Here is a 16,481-nt window from a genome sequence, read left to right as displayed (position 1 = left end):
CCGATGCTCTGCGCCGAGCCGAGGTCTACCTGGAGCCACTGCGGGAAGGCGTTGTTCGTGGATTCCCAGTAGCTGCTGGTGTTGCCGTCGTTGGCGTTGGTGGCGGGAAAGCCCGACTGTGAACCGCTCGCCGTGATCGGCTGGTTCAGCGCAAGGTTCGAACTCGGCGTCACGCCGGTGCCGGACAGCGAGACGGTGCTCGGGCTGTTGGTCGCGTTGCTGGTGATGGTGATCGCGCCTGCCCGCGAGCCTGCGGCCGTGGGCTTGAATGTGACGCTGATGGTGCAGGAGGCTGCGGCGGCGATGGAGGTGCCGCAGGTGTTGGTCTGTGCGTAGTCTCCGGATGCTGCGATGGAGGTGACCGATGCGGTCGCGGTGCCGCTGTTGGTGACGGTCACGTTCTGCGCGCCGCTGGTCGTGCCGACGTTCTGGTTGCCGAAGTTCAGGCTCGCCGGGGAGGTGCTCAGCGCCGGGCCGCTGTTGGTGATCGGCGGGGAGTTGACGGTGCCCAGGATGTTCGTCAGCACGGCGCTGGTGAACTGGGACTGGAGTGTGCTGGAGGTCGCGCTCTCCACCTGGAACGCGCCGGGCTGCGAGGCCGCGGGCGAGCCGAAGCAGCCCCCTGCGGTCTGCGTCCCGACGTGGCTCGCCTGGTCCACGTTGCCGGTCACGGTCCAGTTGCTCACGCCGTTGACCGCGAAGCCATAGCCCATGTACGAGCCCTCAAGCGTGTTGTTCGTGACCGAACCGCCGTAGTTGGTGCCGGTGGTGCAGTTCCACACCTGCTGGCCCATCGCGACGCCGATCTTGATGTACGCGCTCTGAGCGTCGATGGTGTTGTTGGTGACGAGCGTGCCGGTGTAGTTGCCGTTCATCGGCGCGTAGTCGACCATGTTGATCCCGCCGAACAGCAGCTGCGTCCTGGCGATGATCGTGTTGTTCTGGATCGTCGAGCCGGGCGCGCCGAAGACCACGATGCCGCCGTCGGTGGCGTCCTGCACCGTGTTGCCCTGGACCAGGCTGTTGCCGCAGGCGAGCGAGATGCCGTCGGCCCAGGTGCTGTTGCCGGGGGCGGTCGGCGTCGCGGTGCCGGACGGGCCGATGGTGTTGTTCAGGATCTTCGCGTTCTGGCACGTCGGCGTGTTGTTGGTGACGGTGCCCTCGATGAAGTGCATCGCGGACCAGCCGCGCGGGTCGTGCGCGGTGATGTTCTGCACGGTCTGGCCGGTGCCCGAGCCGCCCATCTCCAGCAGCGCGCCGCCGCTGAGGATGCCGAGCGCGGGCCGGTTGCCGTCCACCTGGATGTTCTCGACGGTCACGCCGGACTGGTTGTTGCCGTTGATCGCGGTGGTGAGGCTGCTGCCGGTCACCCGCAGGATCGCGCGGGTGCTGTCGGTGGGCAGGCCCTGCGTGTAAATCTGCTGGTTGGGCGCGGTGAAGGTGACCGAGTTGCTCAGCGAGAAGACGGCGCCGGGGCACAGCACGGCCTGCGCGCCGGTGCCGACCAGCGCGGCGTTGATGTCGGCGTCGGTGCCGGACGCGATACACGACGTCGCGGCGGGCGCGGTGGACGGCGACGTGCCCGGCGATGCAGAGGTCTGTATGGCCAGCGCGGCCATGACCGCGACGAGGCTGGTCAGCGATGCACGGCGCAGGGGTCGCAGAGACATGCCCGGAGCCTGAGCGGTGCCCAGCGCCCTGACAACCCCCAGTGTCCTGACAACCCCCAGTGTCCTGACAACACCCAGTGTCCTGACAACACCCGGTTTCCTGACGGCGGCTGGTGTCCTGACAATGCCCTGCACTCTGATGACTCTCAGCGCTCTGACTGCTCTCAGCGCACTCGTAACCCGGTGCATGACGCCTCCTTGCGCATGGTGGTGGCCTGAGTCGTGGTCACCGTACAAGCGGTGCAGTATCGTCGCAAGGTTTCTACATTGAAAAGAAAAATCCCGACAGTGCTCGGGAATATCCTCTTCGCGCACTGCGGCGCAGGGCCGCATAGATCGGATCTCTACGGCTTCCTTGAGCCGTGAGTCACCACGCGGGGGTGGGCATCCGGACGATCGCGACGGACTGTGCCGGAAGGTGGAGGTGGTCCACCCGCGTCGTGTCGATCGCGCCGGACGTGCCGAAGGTGGGCGGGTCGGCGTCGCCCTGGTCGATGCGGATCGCCGCGTCCGAGGCGAGCAGCACGGCGCTGCCCGCAGCGTCGAGCCGGATCGAGCGTGCCCGGTCCGCGAGGTTCACCGCGACCCGCACCGCGCCGCGCTGCACGACCAGCCACTGTGCGGGCTCGTCGTAGACGACGCGCACCGCCGTCAGCCGCGGATCCTGTAGATCCGGCTCGCTGTGCCGCAGCGCGATCAGGGCCCTGTACCAGTCGAGCAGTTCGCGGTGTTCGTCCCGCGCGATCTCATTCCAGTCCAGCCGCGAGCGGGCGAAGGTCTCCGGGGCCTGCGGATCGGGTACGTCCTCGCCGGCCCACCCGTGCCGGGCGAACTCGCGGCGGCGGCCCTCGCGGATCGCACCGCCGAGCTCGGGATCCGGGTGGTCGCAGAAGTACTGCCACGGCGTGCTCGCGCCCCACTCCTCGCCCATGAACAGCATCGGCGTGAACGGCGCGGTCAGCAGCAGCGCCGCGCCGATGCGCCGTCGGCCCGGCGGGAGCGCGGCGCCGATCCGGTCGCCGAGCGCGCGGTTGCCGACCTGGTCATGGTCCTGAAGGAAGCAGACGAAACGGTTCGCGCCGATCAGCACCGTGTCCACGGGGCGGCCATGCGTGCGACCGCGGAAGGACGACCACGAGCCGTCGTGGAAGTAGCAGCTTGTTAGGGTCTTGGCGAACGCGCAGATCGAGCCGAAGTCCGCGTAGTAGCCGTGGCGTTCACCGGTCAGCAGGCTGTGCAGCGCGTGGTGGAAGTCGTCGTTCCATTGCGCGTGAACGCCATAGCCGCTGTGCGTGCGGGGTGTGATGATGCGCGGATCGTTCAGATCGGTCTCCGCGATCAGCGCGAGTGGTCGGCCGAGCCGCGCGGCGAGGTCGTCGACAGCGATCGAGAGCTGTTCGAGCACGTGCACGGAGCGCGTGTCGGCCAGTGCGTGCACGGCGTCCAAGCGCAGCCCGTCGAGATGGTAGTCGCGCAGCCAGTGCAGCGCGTTCTCGACGATGTACGCGCGCACCTCGTCCGATCCGGAGTCGTCGAGGTTGACCGCCCACCCCCACGGGGTCTGATGCTTCCCTGTGAAGTAGGGCCCGAACTCGGCCAGGTAGTTCCCGCTCGGGCCGAGGTGGTTGTACACGACGTCGAGCAGCACACCGATGCCGCGCCGATGACAGGCGTCGATGAAACGCACCAGCCCGCTCGGGCCGCCGTAGGGCTCGTGTACCGACCAGGGCGCGACGCCGTCGTAGCCCCAGCCGTGCGTGCCGGGGAACGCGGTGATCGGCATCAGCTCGACCAGGTCGACACCGAGCTGCGCGAGGTGGTCGAGTCGGCCGATCGCGGCGTCGAACGTGCCCTCCCGGGTGAACGTGCCGATGTGCAGCTCGTAGGCGACGGAGCCCGGCGCAGTCAGCCCGGTCCACGTCTCGTCGGTCCAGTGGAACAGCGCCGGGTCGACCACGCGGCTCGCGTCGTGCACGGTGCGCGGCTGATGCCATGAGCGGGGATCGGGCCGGGGCGTGCCGCCGTCGAGAGAATAGGCGTAGTCGGTTCCCACGCCTGCGGAGGGCACGTCGAGCTCCCACCAACCCTCACGCCACGGCTCGGACGCAGGGCGCTGCTTCATCGGCAGGCGCTCGTCGCCGAGGACGAGATCGACCTGCTTCGCGCGCGGCGCCCACACGGCGAAGCAGGTCACTGTGTGTCCGAAGGCTGCGAAATGCGGCCGTCCTGCCGAACGAGCAGGGCCACCGGAAGCGTGCGGGTCAGCTCTTCGAGCGGGACCGAGTCGCTGATCGCCGTGTGCGGCTCGAAGACGCGCCCGGTCAGTTCGCAGCGCCAGGTCCCCGGCGGCAGGGCGAGCGACGTGCCCTGCCAGCCGCCCCGGCGGGCGAGGCCGGCCGGCAGCCGGGTCGCCACCACGGCGACGTGGTCGCCGCGCAGGAACGCGACCGCGTGCTCGGCCGCCGGGCCGGCGGGGAACAGCGGCGTCTGATCGGCCCGTGCGTCGAACCAGCCGGGGTGCGCACGGCGCAGCCGCAGCGTGCGGCTGACCAACAGCGGCTTCTCGTCCTGCGGCGCGAGCGCCTCGCCGGCGGCCTGCTCGCGGTCGATCCGGGCCAGGCGCTCGGCCAGCGCGGCGAAGTCGACCGGCCGCCGGTTGTCCGGATCCACCAGCGCCCGGAACTCCACCTCGCTGCCCTGATACACGTCCGGAACGCCGGTCATGGTCAGCTGCAACAACTTCTGCGCCAGGCGGTTGACGGCGGCGTGCCGCTCGATGTGGCCGGCGAAGCGGTGGACCGAGGCGCGCAGGTCCTCGTCAGCGAGCACCAGCTTGGCGAAACCGAGCACCGCCGCCTCGTACGCCGGCGCGGGCGCGGTCCACGAGGTGAACGCCTTCGCCTCGCGCACCGCCTTGGTCAGGTACGGCAGCAGCCGGTCCTCGTCGATCGGCCAGCAGCCGACCAGCGTCAGCCACAGCAGGTACTTCACCTCGGGATCAGCCCACTGATCCTCGGCGGCCGGGCCGTCGGCGAGGGCGCGCACCCGCGCGAGCTCGTCCGCGCGCGCCTGCCAGCCGGCCACCGCCGCCGCCCACTCCTCGGGCAGCTCGGCCAGCACCGCGAGCCGCGCGCGCACGTCCTCGGAACGTTTGGCGTCGTGCGTGCTCAGCGTCGTCATCCCGTTCGGCCAGCGGGCTTGCAGCAGCGCGCAGAACAGGTGGAAGCCGGTGGGGGAGAGCGCCGGGCTCGCCGGGTCGCCGCCCACGTCCCCGGCCATCGGCAGCGCGTTCCACCGGTAGGTCGCCGTGTCCTCGACGCCCTTGGCCGCGACCGCCCCGGAGACCTGCTGGAAGCGCACCTGGAACTCGTCGCGCAGCCGGTCGCGCGGGCCGATCCGCCCGAGGGCCAGATCCCGGACGATCGCGAGGGTGTCGTGCCGCGGCTCGGGCAGCATCATCGATGCCTGCGATACGGCCACCTCCAGCAGCCTGACCGAATCGGGCGGCGGCGGCTCGCCGGGCACCGTGTACGCGCGGTACACCGGCAGCGCGGCCAGCAGCATCCTGACCGCGTCGCGCAGAGCGGTGTGGGTGTGGTCGATCAGGTCGAGGTCGGTGCGGCAGATCGCGCCGAGCAGGTCGGTGAGCCGGTCGAGCTCGGCGTGCAGGACGTGGTCGAGCACGTCCAGCTTGGCCTGCGCCACGACCGCGCCGAACTCGGCCGACGCGCCGGTCGGCGCGGTGTTGATCAGGCTTGTGCCTACCAAGCCCGTGCCGAGCCCGCCGCCGGTCAGTCCACTGTGCAGCGCGGTCAGCCGGGCCGCACCGGAAGGATCGGTGAGCAGCGCGGTCACCGCGCGCATCGCGTCGTAGCCGGTGCTTCCCGCGCAGGGCCAGTCGTCGGGCATGGTCTCCTCGGGCGCGAGGATCTTCTCCGCCACGATCCACTTGCCGCGCGCCGCGGCGTCGAGCCGTCGCAGATAGCCGCGCGGGTCGGCGAGGCCGTCCACGTGGTCGACGCGCAGGCCGTCCAGTACGCCGCGCTCCAGCAGGTCGAGCAGCAGCCGGTGGGTGGCGTCGAATACGGCCGGGTCCTCGACCCGCAGCGCGATCAGCGTGCTGATGTCGAAGAACCGCCGATAACCCGGCTCCTCGGCGGCCACCCGCCAGTGCGCCACCCGATAGTGCTGCGCGCGCAGCAGTTGTGGCAGCGGCAGCGACTCGGTGCCGGGGCGCAGCGGGAAGACGTGGTCGAAGTAGCGCAGCACCGGCGCCTGCTCGGACGTGTCCGTGCCCGCGTCCGTGCCCGCGTCGATGTACAGCTCGCCGTCGCGCACGCACTCGCCGATCCGGCGGCCGAGCACCGGTAGCAGCATCGAACCGCCCTGCGCCGTCCAGTCGATGTCGAACCACGACGCGTACCGCGAATCGGGGCCGTCGCGCAGCACCGACCAGAGCGCGTGGTTGCGGGACTCCGGCACCGGCATCCCCATGTGGTTCGGCACGATGTCCGCGACGGCGCCCATTGCGCGCTCGTGCAGCGCGCCGGCCAATCGCAGCAGCCCCTGCTCGCCGCCGAGCTCGGCGTTGATCCGGCTGTGGTCGACCACGTCGTAGCCGTGTACCGACCCGGGGGCGGCTTGCAGGATCGGCGAGAGATAGGCGTGCGTCACGCCGAGTTCGTGCAGATAGGGGACGACGGCGACCGCGTCGTCGAAGGTGAAGGCCGGGGAGAGCTGCAAACGGTAGGTGGACGAGGGCGTCGTCACGCTCCGCTCGCTCTCGCGCACATCGCCCTCGCCCACGCGGCCCTCACCTACAGTTCGCTGCCACTCGAACCAACCGGGTTGCCCACAGCTCGCAGCGTAAACGGGGGCGATCCGGCTCGCGCGTCCAGCTGGCACAGGAGTGAACAGGCGCACGAGTGAACGCCGGTCGGCCGCGCGGCGGGCCGGTGGAACTTTCGAAAGGCGGCCTGCCCACGTGCATCGTGGCAGGGGCTGATCGCGCTGATGAGCAGGCATCTCGGCGCGGCGCCGGCGCGCCGCCGCGGCATACCGGCGTTGACGCGCGAAACCGGAACCGTACTCTCACGGCGTCACACAGCCTTCGTCGGAGGAGCCATGCGAGTACGTATTCCGGGCGCCCGCCTGCGACTGACCACCATGACGGCCACAGTGGCCGCCGCGGCTTCGGCCATCGCGCTGGCCTTGGTGCCCTCGGCCCACGCACTGTCGACCACCGGCGAGTTCAACTACGCCGAGGCGTTACAGGACTCGATGTTCTTCTACGACATCCAGCGCTCCGGCCAGCTGCCTCCGGACAATCCGGTGGACTGGCGCGGCGACTCGGACCTGTCGGACGGCTCGGACCACGGCGTCAACCTGACCGGCGGCTACCACGACGCCGGCGACCTGGTGAAGTTCGGGCTGCCCGAGGCCTACTCGATGACCATGCTGGCCTGGGGCCTGGCCGACTACGGCTCGGGCTACGGCTCCGCGGGCCAGACGCAGGCGGCGCTGGAGAACCTGCGCTGGGGCGACGACTACATCCTGTCCGCGTTCCCCGCGCCCACCACCTACTACGGCCAGGTCGGCGACGCATCCACCGACCACTCGTACTGGGGCCCGGCGGAGACGAACCCGAACACCCGTCCCTCGTCCGCGCTCAGCACCAGTTGCACCGGCGCCGACCTGGCCGGTCAGGCCGCCTCCGCGCTGGCCGCGTCCTCGGTGGTGTTCAAGAGCAGCGACGCGAAGTACTCGGCGCAGCTGCTCACCCAGGCGCAGGCGCTGTGGAACTTCGCCAACAGCTACCGCGGCAACTACAGCAACTGCATCACCGGGGCTCAGGGCTATTACACCTCGGTCAGCGGGTACTGGGACGAGCTGGTGCAGGGCGCGATCTGGATCTACCGCGCCAGCGGCACCGCCAGCTGGCTGACCACCGCCGAGACCGATTACGCGAACCTTCCGCTGGCCAGCCAGTCCACCGTGCACGAATACAACTGGACGATCAGCTGGGACGACGTGAGCTACGCCGACTACATCATGCTGGCGCAGATCACCGGTCAGTCCTCGTACATCGCGGACGCGGAGCGCTTCCTCGACTGGTGGACCACCGGCGTCAACGGCTCGAAGGTCAGCTACTCGCCGGGCGGCGAGGCGTTCCTCAACCAGTGGGGCTCGCTGCGCTACGCGGCCAACACCGCCTTCGCCGCGCTGGAGTTCAGCGACTACCTGACCGCCAACAACCTGGACGCGACGCGCGCCTCGACGTACCACGGCTTCGCCGTCGGGCAGATCAACTACATGCTCGGTGACAACCCGAACCACGAGAGCTACGAGGTCGGATTCACCAACGGCGGCGCGAACAGCTCCTGGCCGCAGAATCCGCACCACTCCACCGCGCACGACTCGTGGATGAACAACCTGACCACCCCGGCGCAGACCCGGCACCTGGCCTACGGCCTGCTCGTCGGCGGCCCGACCGCCGCGAACGACGCCTTCACCGACGACCGCTCACAGTATCAGTACACTGAGGGTGCGCTCGACTACAACGCGCTGTTCTCCGGCGCGCTGGCCCGGCTCGCCCAGCAGTACCCGACCACGCCGGTGGCGAACTTCCCGAAGGCCGAGCTGCCCGACGGCCCGCAGCAGTACGTCCAAGCCGCGATCAACAACCAGGGCTCGAACTTCATCGAGATCAAGGCACTGATCAACAACCAGTCGGCCTGGCCGGCCCGGCCGATGCCGAACGCGAGCTTCCGCTACTACTTCACCCTCGACGCTGGCGAGAGCGCCTCGCAGGTGACGTTGCAGTCCTCGTACAACCAGTGCCAGGCGCCCTCCGCGCCGGCGCAGTACTCGGGCAGCACCTACTACATCACCGTCTCCTGCTCGAACCTGAACCTGGAGCCGGACGGCGAGGCCGACTACACCAACATCGACTACCAGGCGCAGGTCCAGTTCCGGCTGACCTTCCCCAACGCGCACAACCCGGCCGAGGACTGGTCGTTCCAGGGCATTCCGACCACGGTCAACGCGACTCCGGTGACCGTCGCCGACATCCCGCTGTACTCGGGCAACACGCTGGTCTGGGGCAGCTCGCCGAGCGCCGCCGCCCTGCCCGGCGTGCCGGGCGCGCTGACCGCGGGCTCGGTGACCTCGACCGGCGCGACCCTCTCGTGGACCGCCGCGACGCCCGGCGGCAACCCGCTGGCCGGATACGACGTCTACTCCTCCGCCGGTCGCCTGGTCGCCACGGTCGGGCCGACGACGACCTCGTACGCGGTCACCGGGCTCAACTCGAACCGGACCGCGCCCTACGGCTACTTCGTCACCGCGGTGGACTCGCAGGGCCTGGCGTCGGCGGGCTCGAACATCGCTCAGTTCATCACCTCGGGCAACACCTCGCTGACGGCTTCGGCGAGCACGCCGCCGTCCGTGCCCGGCACGCTGCTGGCCTCGTCCGTCGGCAGCGGCGGGGCGACGCTGACCTGGTCGGCCTCGACCGCGGGCAGCAGCGCCGTGTCGGGCTACGACGTTTATCAGCTCTCGCCGAGCCCGAAGCTGATCGCCACCACGGCGGCGTCGGCGACCTCGTACACGCTCGCCGGGCTGTCCGCCGGATCCGCGTACGCATACGAAGTCGCCGCGCTCGACTCGGCCGGGCGCGTCTCGCAGGTGATGCAGGCCGCCGCGTTCACCACCCTCGGGACCGGAGCCAGCGCCTCGCCGAGCCCGTCGGCGTCCGCGAGCCCGAGCCCGAGTGCTAGCCCGAGTCCCAGTGCCAGTCCCAGTGCCAGCCCGAGCCCGTCGCACAGCCCATCCCCGTCTGCGTCGCCCTCGGCGAGCGCGACCGGTTCGGGCGGCTGCGTGGCCACGTACACGCTCACCAACAGCTGGGCGGGCGGGTTCCAGGGCTCGATCACGATCGCGAACAACGGCACCACGCCGATCAACAACTGGGTGATCACCTGGACGTTCCCCGGCGACCAGAAGATCGGCCAGATGTGGAACGCAACTTACACGCAGTCCGGTGAGCAGGTGACCGCGACATACATGTCCTACAACACGCCGATCGCGCCCGGCAGCTCGGTCAACTTCGGCTTCACCGGGACGTTCACCAGCAACGACGCCTCGCCCACCTCGTTCAAGGTCAACGGGGCCGGCTGCCCGTAACCGCCGGCGCCTCCCGGTGCGGGCCCGCGGATCCGGAGATCCGCGGGCCCGCGTGTTGCGGAACCGTTGACGCCTGGCGGATCGCGCCGCATACTCCCTCTTGCTCGCTCCGTAAACGTTTCCGGAAACGCCGCGGGACTCTCTGCCGCGGCGGCTGCCCGGGGACGACCGCGGCCTGCCGCCGCCGTGGCTGCGGCCGGCCGTCCGCGCCTGCCCACTTTTCCGCTCCCCCTTACTCGCGCAGGAGCAACGATGCTTCAACGTGCACGAATGCGACGCCGCGTCGTCGTGGCCATCGCGGCGGCGGTCGCGCCGATCGCCGCGCTGCTGACCGTGGTGGTGATGCCGGGCTCCGCCTCGGCCGCCGTCCCCGCCCCGCCCGCAGGCTGGACCACGGTGTTCAGCGACGACTTCACTGGTGCCGCGGGCACCGGCCTGAACACCTCGAACTGGCTCTACGACACCGGCACCAGTTACCCCGGCGGCGCCGGGAACTGGGGCACCGGCGAGGTGGAGACGGTGACCAACTCCACCTCCAACGTCTATCAGGACGGCAACGGCCACCTGGTGATCAAGCCGATCAACAGCGGCGGCGCGTGGACCTCCGGCCGGGTGGAGTCCCAGCGCACCGACTTCGCCGCGCCGGCCGGCGGCCAGATGGAGATCACCGCCTCGATCGAGCAGCCCAACCCGGGCAGCGGCGTCGGCTACTGGCCGGCGTTCTGGGCCATGGGCGCGGCCGCGCGGCCCGTCGGCGCGACCAACTGGCCGAGCATCGGCGAGCTGGACATCATGGAAGATGTCAACGCCCTGAGTGAGGTCTCGCACACCTTCCACTGCGGCGTGGACCCGGGCGGCCCGTGCAACGAGACCACCGGCGTCGGCAGCGGGCTGCTCGCCTGCGGCGGCTGCCAGACCGGCTACCACACGTACTCGGTCATCGTGGACCGTACCCACGCCGGGGCCGAGCAGCTGCGGTTCTACACCGACGGCGCGCTCCAGCTGACGGTCAACCAGAGCCAGTTCGACGCGACCACGTGGTCGAACGCGGTCGACCACGGCTTCTTCATCATCCTCAACGTCGCCATCGGCGGCGCGTACCCGAACGCGATCTGCGGCTGCGGGTCGCCGAACGGCGCCACCAGTTCCGGGGCCGGGATGAGCGTGGACTACGTCGCGGTCTACGAGACCGGAAGCGGTTCGAGCAGTTCGCCGAGTCCGAGCGCGAGTCCGAGCCCGTCGCACAGTGCGTCGCCGAGCCCGAGTCCGTCGTCCACCGGTGGCGGCGGCACCTGCACGACCACGGCCACGTCGAACATCTCAGCCGACTGCTTCAACTCCTCGCTGGGCGGGGTGACGGTGAGCGCCGCCACCGGCGACACCAACCCGGCCGGCGTCGACGGCAACCAGGTCGCTCAGCTGAGCAACGGCGAGTATGTGGAGTACAACAACATCAACTTCGGAGCCACCGGGTCGAGTCAGTTCGACGCCCGGGTGGCCTCCGGCGCCGCCGGCGGTGTCAGCGGTCTGGTGAACGTGGTGCTCGACAACCCGAACAACGCGCCGATCGGCAACTTCGCCGTCGGCAACACCGGCGGCTGGTCGGCCTGGAGGACGGTGCCGGCGAACATCGCCAAGACCACCGGCGTGCACAACGTCTATCTGGAGTTCTCGTCGGCGACGCCCGGGAACCCGCCGTACGTCAGCGTGCACTACTTCGACTTCCCGACGCAGTGACATCCACGCAGTGACATCCACGGCGAAATCCGCCGGATGACTCGCCGGGGCGCAGACGGGCGGCACCCCGTCTGCGCCCCGGCAGCCTTGTCTACCGCAGCGGCTACAGGCTGTTCCAGGTGATCGAGAAGCTGCCGCCGGTCAGCGAGGAGACGGTGGCCTCAGGCGCGCCGGACGACGAGACCATGTCGATGCCGGTCGGGTTGAAGCCGCTCAGCGTCGAGCCGTTGACCAGCGAGTTGCTGAAGGAGACCTTGCCGAAGTCGGCCAGCGGGAGCACGCCGCCGCTGTACGGGGCCTCGGCGATCACCTCGGCCGAGGAGCGCTTCGCGCTGGTGAGCTTCTTGGTCACCGTTTGGCTCCAGCCCTCGGTGGAGTTCGTGAGCGTGAGGGTGAAGCTGCCGCCGCTGAACGAGACGCTCTCCGTGATGGAGTCGCCGGGACGCAGCGGGTTGCTGTAGTTGACCGGGAACTTCGGATACATCTCGTACCACGAGGAGTACACGGCGACGCCGCCGGAGCAGTCCGCCTCGGTGCCGGTCTGCTCGACCGTGTTCGAGCTGTAGCCGTCTAGCCCGACCCAGAAGCTCGAATAGCCGTTGCCCTTCGAGCAGTCCACCGCGGGCTGGGTGAACGTGGTGCTCACGCTGGAGTACGTCCCGCCGTTGGCGGCGTAGCCGGACCAGTTGGTGCTGGTGCTCGTGGCGCCCGCGGCGTGGCCGTGGCCGTGCGAGATGAAGTAGGGGGTGCTGACCGAGCCCTGATTCGGCGCGTGCAGCAGCGGTGCGGCGGCGGCGAGGGCGGGAAGGGCGGCCGAGCCGGTCAGCGGGGCCGCGGCGAGCGCCGCGGCGGCTGCGGCGCGCAGGGAGCGGTGGAACGGTGACAAGGGTTCTCCTCCAGGTTCTGCCTGCCGTGGGTACGGCGCTGGCGGACGCGGCGCGGGGCCCGTGGGCCTGGTGAGCCCGAGGCGCCCGGCCGCGAGTGGGTCACCCTAAGAGTTAAGACCCCATCGGCGACGACGGAAAGACCCTGTCCTGGAGCGATTTGTAAACGCAGGTTATCCCGCGCTGACGGGGGAGAACATCAATACATAAAGAATCGAACTCTGACTCGATGCGCGATGATTCGATGCACGGTGTGTCAGCCTTCGACGGGCTCCGCGTCGAGGTCGCGGGCGAGCAGGTCGGCGAGAGCTTCCAACGCCCGGTCGGCGGCGCCGTCGTCCGTGTCCGCGTCGTCCGCGCTCAGTGTCACGGTGGCGCCGTGGTCGACCCGGAGGGCTAGCACGGCCAGGATGCTGCGGGCGTCGGCGGCCGGTCCGTCGCCGACCCGCAGCCTTATCCGCACCGGCTGCGCGGTCGCGGCCTTGACGAAGAGCGCGGCCGGGCGGGCGTGCAGCCCGCTACGGGACGCCACGGTGACGGTCCGTTCGATGAGCATCGCGGTCCTCCTCCAGATCGCAGAGCCCGCAGGGTCCGGGCCTGAGAGTCACGGTTCGATGGTTACCTTGATGGCCTCGCCGCGGCTGACCACGTCCAGCGCGTCGAGCGCGCCGTCCAGCGGCAGCCGGTGGGTGATCAGGTCCTTGACGGGCACGGCCCCGGTGGCGATCAGGTCGAGGGCGCGGGCGTTGTGCGCGGGGCTGGAACCGTTCGCGCCGACGATCGTCAGCTCGCGGTAATGCACCAGATTGGAGTCGCAGGCGATCGTCGGCGCGTCCTGCGGCAGCCCGCCGAAGAAGCTGATCCGGCCCCGGCGCGCGGCGTACCGCAGCGCCTGCTCCTGCGCCTTCCCGGAGGCCGCGGCGGTGATCGCGACGTCGGCGCCGCGTCCGTCGGTGAGCTTGAGGATCTGCTCGACGACGTCGCCGTCCTCGGCGCAGACGGCCTCGTCCGGGGCGACCAGCGCGGCGGCCCGCTCCAGACGCTCGCGGTTGAGCTCGACCAGGAACACCCGCGCCGCCCCGCGCGAGCGGGCCAGCCGCACGTGCAGGCAGCCGATCGGCCCGGAGCCGACGACCACGACCTCGTCGCCCTCGCCGATCCGCGCCAACTCCTGTCCGTTGAGCACGCAGGCCAGCGGCTCGGCGACCGAGGCCTCGCCGAAACCGACGCCGTCCGGGATGCGATTGAGGCCGTTGACGGCCAGCACCTTCGCCGGCACGGTCATGTACTCGGCGAAGCCGCCGTCGAACTGGTAACCCATCGACTCCTGATTCGGACACACGGTCATCCGGCCACGCCGGCAGTCCGCGCACTGCCCGCACGGGATCGCCGCGATCACCTGGACCCGGTCACCCTCCGACCAGCCGGCGACTCCGGCGCCGATCTCGGCGATCTGCCCGGCGATCTCGTGGCCCAGCACCCGCGGCGGGTCGATGCGGTGGTGGCCGTGGCGGTAGATCTTCAGGTCCGTGCCGCAGGTCGAGCAGTTCCGTACCCTGATCTTCACCTCCCCCGGGCCGGCCTGGGGCTCGGGCGCGTCCTCGATGCGCACGTCCCCGGGGGCGTAGAAGCGGGTGACCTTCATTTGTCAGCGCCTTTCATGTCGGATCAGGAGACCGTGACCGGCCGCAGCAGCCGGAGCACCGTGTCCACGCCGTCGGCCTCCCGCAGCGCGCGAGCGCGCTGGGGGTCGAGCAGGATCTCGGCGAGTTCGGCGAGGATCGCCAGATGCCCGTCGCCGCGCGCCGCGATCGCGACGCACACGCTCACCGCGTTGCCTTCCCAGTCCACCGGTTCGGCGAGTTTGACGACGGCCAGCGCGTCGCGCAGCACCGCCTGCTTCCCGGCCGCCGTCGCGTGCGGGATGGCGACGCCCTCGCCGACGTACGTGGAGATGTCGTGTTCGCGTTCGAGCATCGCGTCGATGTATGAGGGCTCGACCGCGCCGATCTCCACCAGGACCTGCCCGCACCGGCGTACCGCCTCGGTACGGTCGGCCACGTGCTCGCCGAGCCGGACGGCCCGCGGTTCCAGCAGGCCGCCGTCGGCGGCGTGGTCGGACACAGCGTCAGACATCGATGACGCCGCCTTCCTTGATGGCCTTGAGGATCGCCTCCACGGCCGGATCGCCGAGGAAGATCTGGAACGGCACCACCGGCTTGGCCCCGGCCACCGCGCGTGCCCGGTCGGCCAGCCCGGCGTGGCAGACCACCAGGTCCGCGTCGGCCGGGATCTCGGCGACCGGCGAGTGCTCGACGGTGACCGGGAACTTCTTCAACTGCTTGCGCAGTTGGGCGGCGAGCATGACGCTGCTGCCCATCCCGGCGTCGCAGGCCACGATGATCTTGCGCACGTCGGACCCGATGATCACGGTCATGGTCCTCACGCCTCCCCGGCCGCTGTGTCTCGGGCCAGCACAGTGTTGTTTCTCGTTGACACAGCGTCGTTTCTTGTTGACACAGCGTCTGCGGGCCGTTCCTGGCGCACGGACGCTGATCCGGGCTCGGGCTCGGCCTTGTCGGCGCCGGTGTCCTCGGCCTTCTCCAGCCGCCCGAAGCCGAGCAGCACCGAGGCGACGGCGAAGGACACCGCTGCCGCGAGGAACACCCCGGCGAAGACCGGGAAGTAGCCGCCGCGCGGCGTTTCCGCGGCGTACGCGAAGATGCTGCCGGGGGAGGGGGAGGCGACCAGGCCGGCGCCGGTGGCCTCGAACCAGCCGATGCCCGTCATGCCGCCGGCGATCGCGGCCAGGATCAGCCGCGGCTTCATCAGGATGTACGGGAAGTAGATCTCGTGGATGCCGCCGAGGAACTGGATGATGATCGCGCCGGGCACGCTCGGGCGCAGCTTGCGCGGCCCGAACAGCAGGTAGGCGGCCAGGATGCCGAGGCCGGGGCCCGGGTTGCTCTCCAGCATGAACAGGATCGACTTGCCGCTGTGCAGCGACTGGGTCACGCCGAGCGGGTCGAGCACGCCGTGGTTGATCGCGTTGTTCAGGAACAGCACCTTCGCCGGCTCGATCACCAGGGCGGCCAGCGGCAGCAGATGGTGGTTGACCAGCGACTGCACGCCGTTTCCCGCCCACGTGGTGACGTGGTTGACCACCGGTCCGATGCCCCAGACGCCGAGCAGGGCGAAGGCGCCGCCGATGATGCCGAGCGAGAAGTTGTCCACCAGCATCTCGAAGCCGGTGCGCACCCGGTCCTCGACCAGCCTGTCGAACTGCTTGAGCGCGTACGCGGCCAGCGGCCCAGCGATCATCGCGCCGAGGAACATCGGCACGCTGGAGCCGACCACGACGCCCGCGGTGGCGATCGCGCCGACCACCGCGCCGCGCTGGCCGTGGATGGCCCGGCCGCCGGTGTAACCGATCAGGATGGGCAGCAGATACGTGATCATCGGGCCGACGAGCGCGCCGAAGCGTGCGTTGGGCAGCCAGCCGGTGGGGATGAACAGCGCGGTTATCAGGCCCCAGGCGATGAACGCGCCGATGTTCGGCATCACCATCGCGGCGAGGAAGCTGCCGAAGCGTTGTACTGTGGCGCGCATCCCGGTGCCCGTGGGCTGCGGGGTGTAGGCCATGGCCATGTCGTCCTCCTTGACTGACGGCCTGTGTGTCGTGGGTGTCGAGCCTCTCGATGCGCCGAACGCGGAACAGCGGATCAGTGGTCTGATAATGAGTGTCAGTGGTCTGCGCCGATCGGCACTCCTGACCCGGGCGGCGCGGGTCTCGCGCGCGGCTCGCGGGTCACCCGGATGCCGTCGCGGCCGATGTCTCCGGGACCGGGCATCCGGCTGCCGGGCAGGCCGACGGCCGCGCCGCCCCAGGCGACCGCCTCGATCAGCGCCTTCTCGCCGCGCGCGCCGGCGGCCAGGAACCCGGCGAGCAGCGCGTCGCCCGCGCCGACCGTGCTGCGCGGCTCGACCTCGGCGCCGCGCGCGTGCA

The 16,481-nt window shown here is 70.2% G+C and carries 11 protein-coding genes and 1 pseudogene; 2 read left to right on the top strand and 10 right to left on the bottom strand.

Annotated elements, in window-relative coordinates; genetic code table 11:
* The 3 genes from VGS97_RS02560 to treY all read right to left on the bottom strand — a co-directional run.
* The coding region (locus VGS97_RS02560; protein ID WP_326851526.1) for a choice-of-anchor D domain-containing protein at positions 1-1,670 on the bottom strand (1,670 nt) is incomplete at its 3' end.
* Positions 1,671-2,037: 367 nt separating this feature from the next.
* A complete protein-coding gene (treZ, locus tag VGS97_RS02555) occupies positions 2,038-3,864 on the bottom strand; it encodes a malto-oligosyltrehalose trehalohydrolase (protein ID WP_326851525.1) in 1,827 nt (608 codons plus the stop codon).
* On the bottom strand, positions 3,861-6,476 hold the full coding sequence (gene treY, locus VGS97_RS02550) for a malto-oligosyltrehalose synthase (RefSeq protein WP_326851524.1): 2,616 nt from the start codon (positions 6,474-6,476) through the stop codon (positions 3,861-3,863). The genes treZ and treY overlap by 4 nt, the downstream gene beginning before the upstream one ends.
* Positions 6,477-6,794: 318 nt before the next feature.
* On the opposite strand from treY, the gene VGS97_RS02545 reads away from it, so the two are divergent.
* Positions 6,795-9,854, top strand: a complete 3,060-nt coding sequence (locus VGS97_RS02545; protein WP_326851523.1) for a glycoside hydrolase family 9 protein — start codon at positions 6,795-6,797, stop codon at positions 9,852-9,854.
* Positions 9,855-10,124: 270 nt separating this feature from the next.
* Positions 10,125-11,591 carry a glycoside hydrolase family 16 protein gene (locus VGS97_RS02540; RefSeq protein WP_326851522.1) on the top strand — a complete coding sequence of 489 codons (1,467 nt, stop codon included), beginning with the start codon at positions 10,125-10,127 and terminating at the stop codon, positions 11,589-11,591.
* A 103-nt stretch (positions 11,592-11,694) separates the two neighbouring features.
* Here the strand turns inward: VGS97_RS02540 and VGS97_RS02535 are convergent, their stop codons facing one another.
* From VGS97_RS02535 to VGS97_RS02505, 7 genes and pseudogenes are all read right to left on the bottom strand, one after another.
* The gene (locus VGS97_RS02535) at positions 11,695-12,477 is read right to left on the bottom strand and encodes a G1 family glutamic endopeptidase (RefSeq protein WP_326851521.1); all 783 of its coding nucleotides are present in this window, start codon (positions 12,475-12,477) and stop codon (positions 11,695-11,697) included.
* 254 nt (positions 12,478-12,731) lie between these two features.
* Positions 12,732-13,031, bottom strand: coding sequence for an HPr family phosphocarrier protein (locus tag VGS97_RS02530; RefSeq protein ID WP_326851520.1), 300 nt, complete (start codon positions 13,029-13,031; stop codon positions 12,732-12,734).
* Between the two features lie 48 nt (positions 13,032-13,079).
* Entirely contained in the window at positions 13,080-14,120 is a 1,041-nt protein-coding gene (locus VGS97_RS02525; protein ID WP_326851519.1) for a zinc-dependent dehydrogenase, read from the bottom strand.
* Between the two features lie 23 nt (positions 14,121-14,143).
* Positions 14,144-14,611 carry a PTS sugar transporter subunit IIA gene (locus VGS97_RS02520; RefSeq protein WP_326851518.1) on the bottom strand — a complete coding sequence of 156 codons (468 nt, stop codon included), beginning with the start codon at positions 14,609-14,611 and terminating at the stop codon, positions 14,144-14,146.
* A complete protein-coding gene (locus tag VGS97_RS02515; protein WP_326851517.1) occupies positions 14,604-14,912 on the bottom strand; it encodes a PTS lactose transporter subunit IIB in 309 nt (102 codons plus the stop codon). The genes VGS97_RS02520 and VGS97_RS02515 overlap by 8 nt, the downstream gene beginning before the upstream one ends.
* A 5-nt stretch (positions 14,913-14,917) precedes the next feature.
* Positions 14,918-16,123 carry a PTS mannitol transporter subunit IICB gene (locus VGS97_RS02510; RefSeq protein ID WP_326851516.1) on the bottom strand — a complete coding sequence of 402 codons (1,206 nt, stop codon included), beginning with the start codon at positions 16,121-16,123 and terminating at the stop codon, positions 14,918-14,920.
* A 95-nt stretch (positions 16,124-16,218) separates the two neighbouring features.
* A pseudogene (locus VGS97_RS02505) lies at positions 16,219-16,481 on the bottom strand (hypothetical protein); the annotation flags it as partial.

It is taken from the genome of Actinocrinis sp. (assembly GCF_035946395.1).
Lineage (GTDB): Bacteria > Actinomycetota > Actinomycetes > Streptomycetales > Catenulisporaceae > Actinocrinis.
This window is presented reverse-complemented; position numbering and strand designations above follow the sequence as displayed.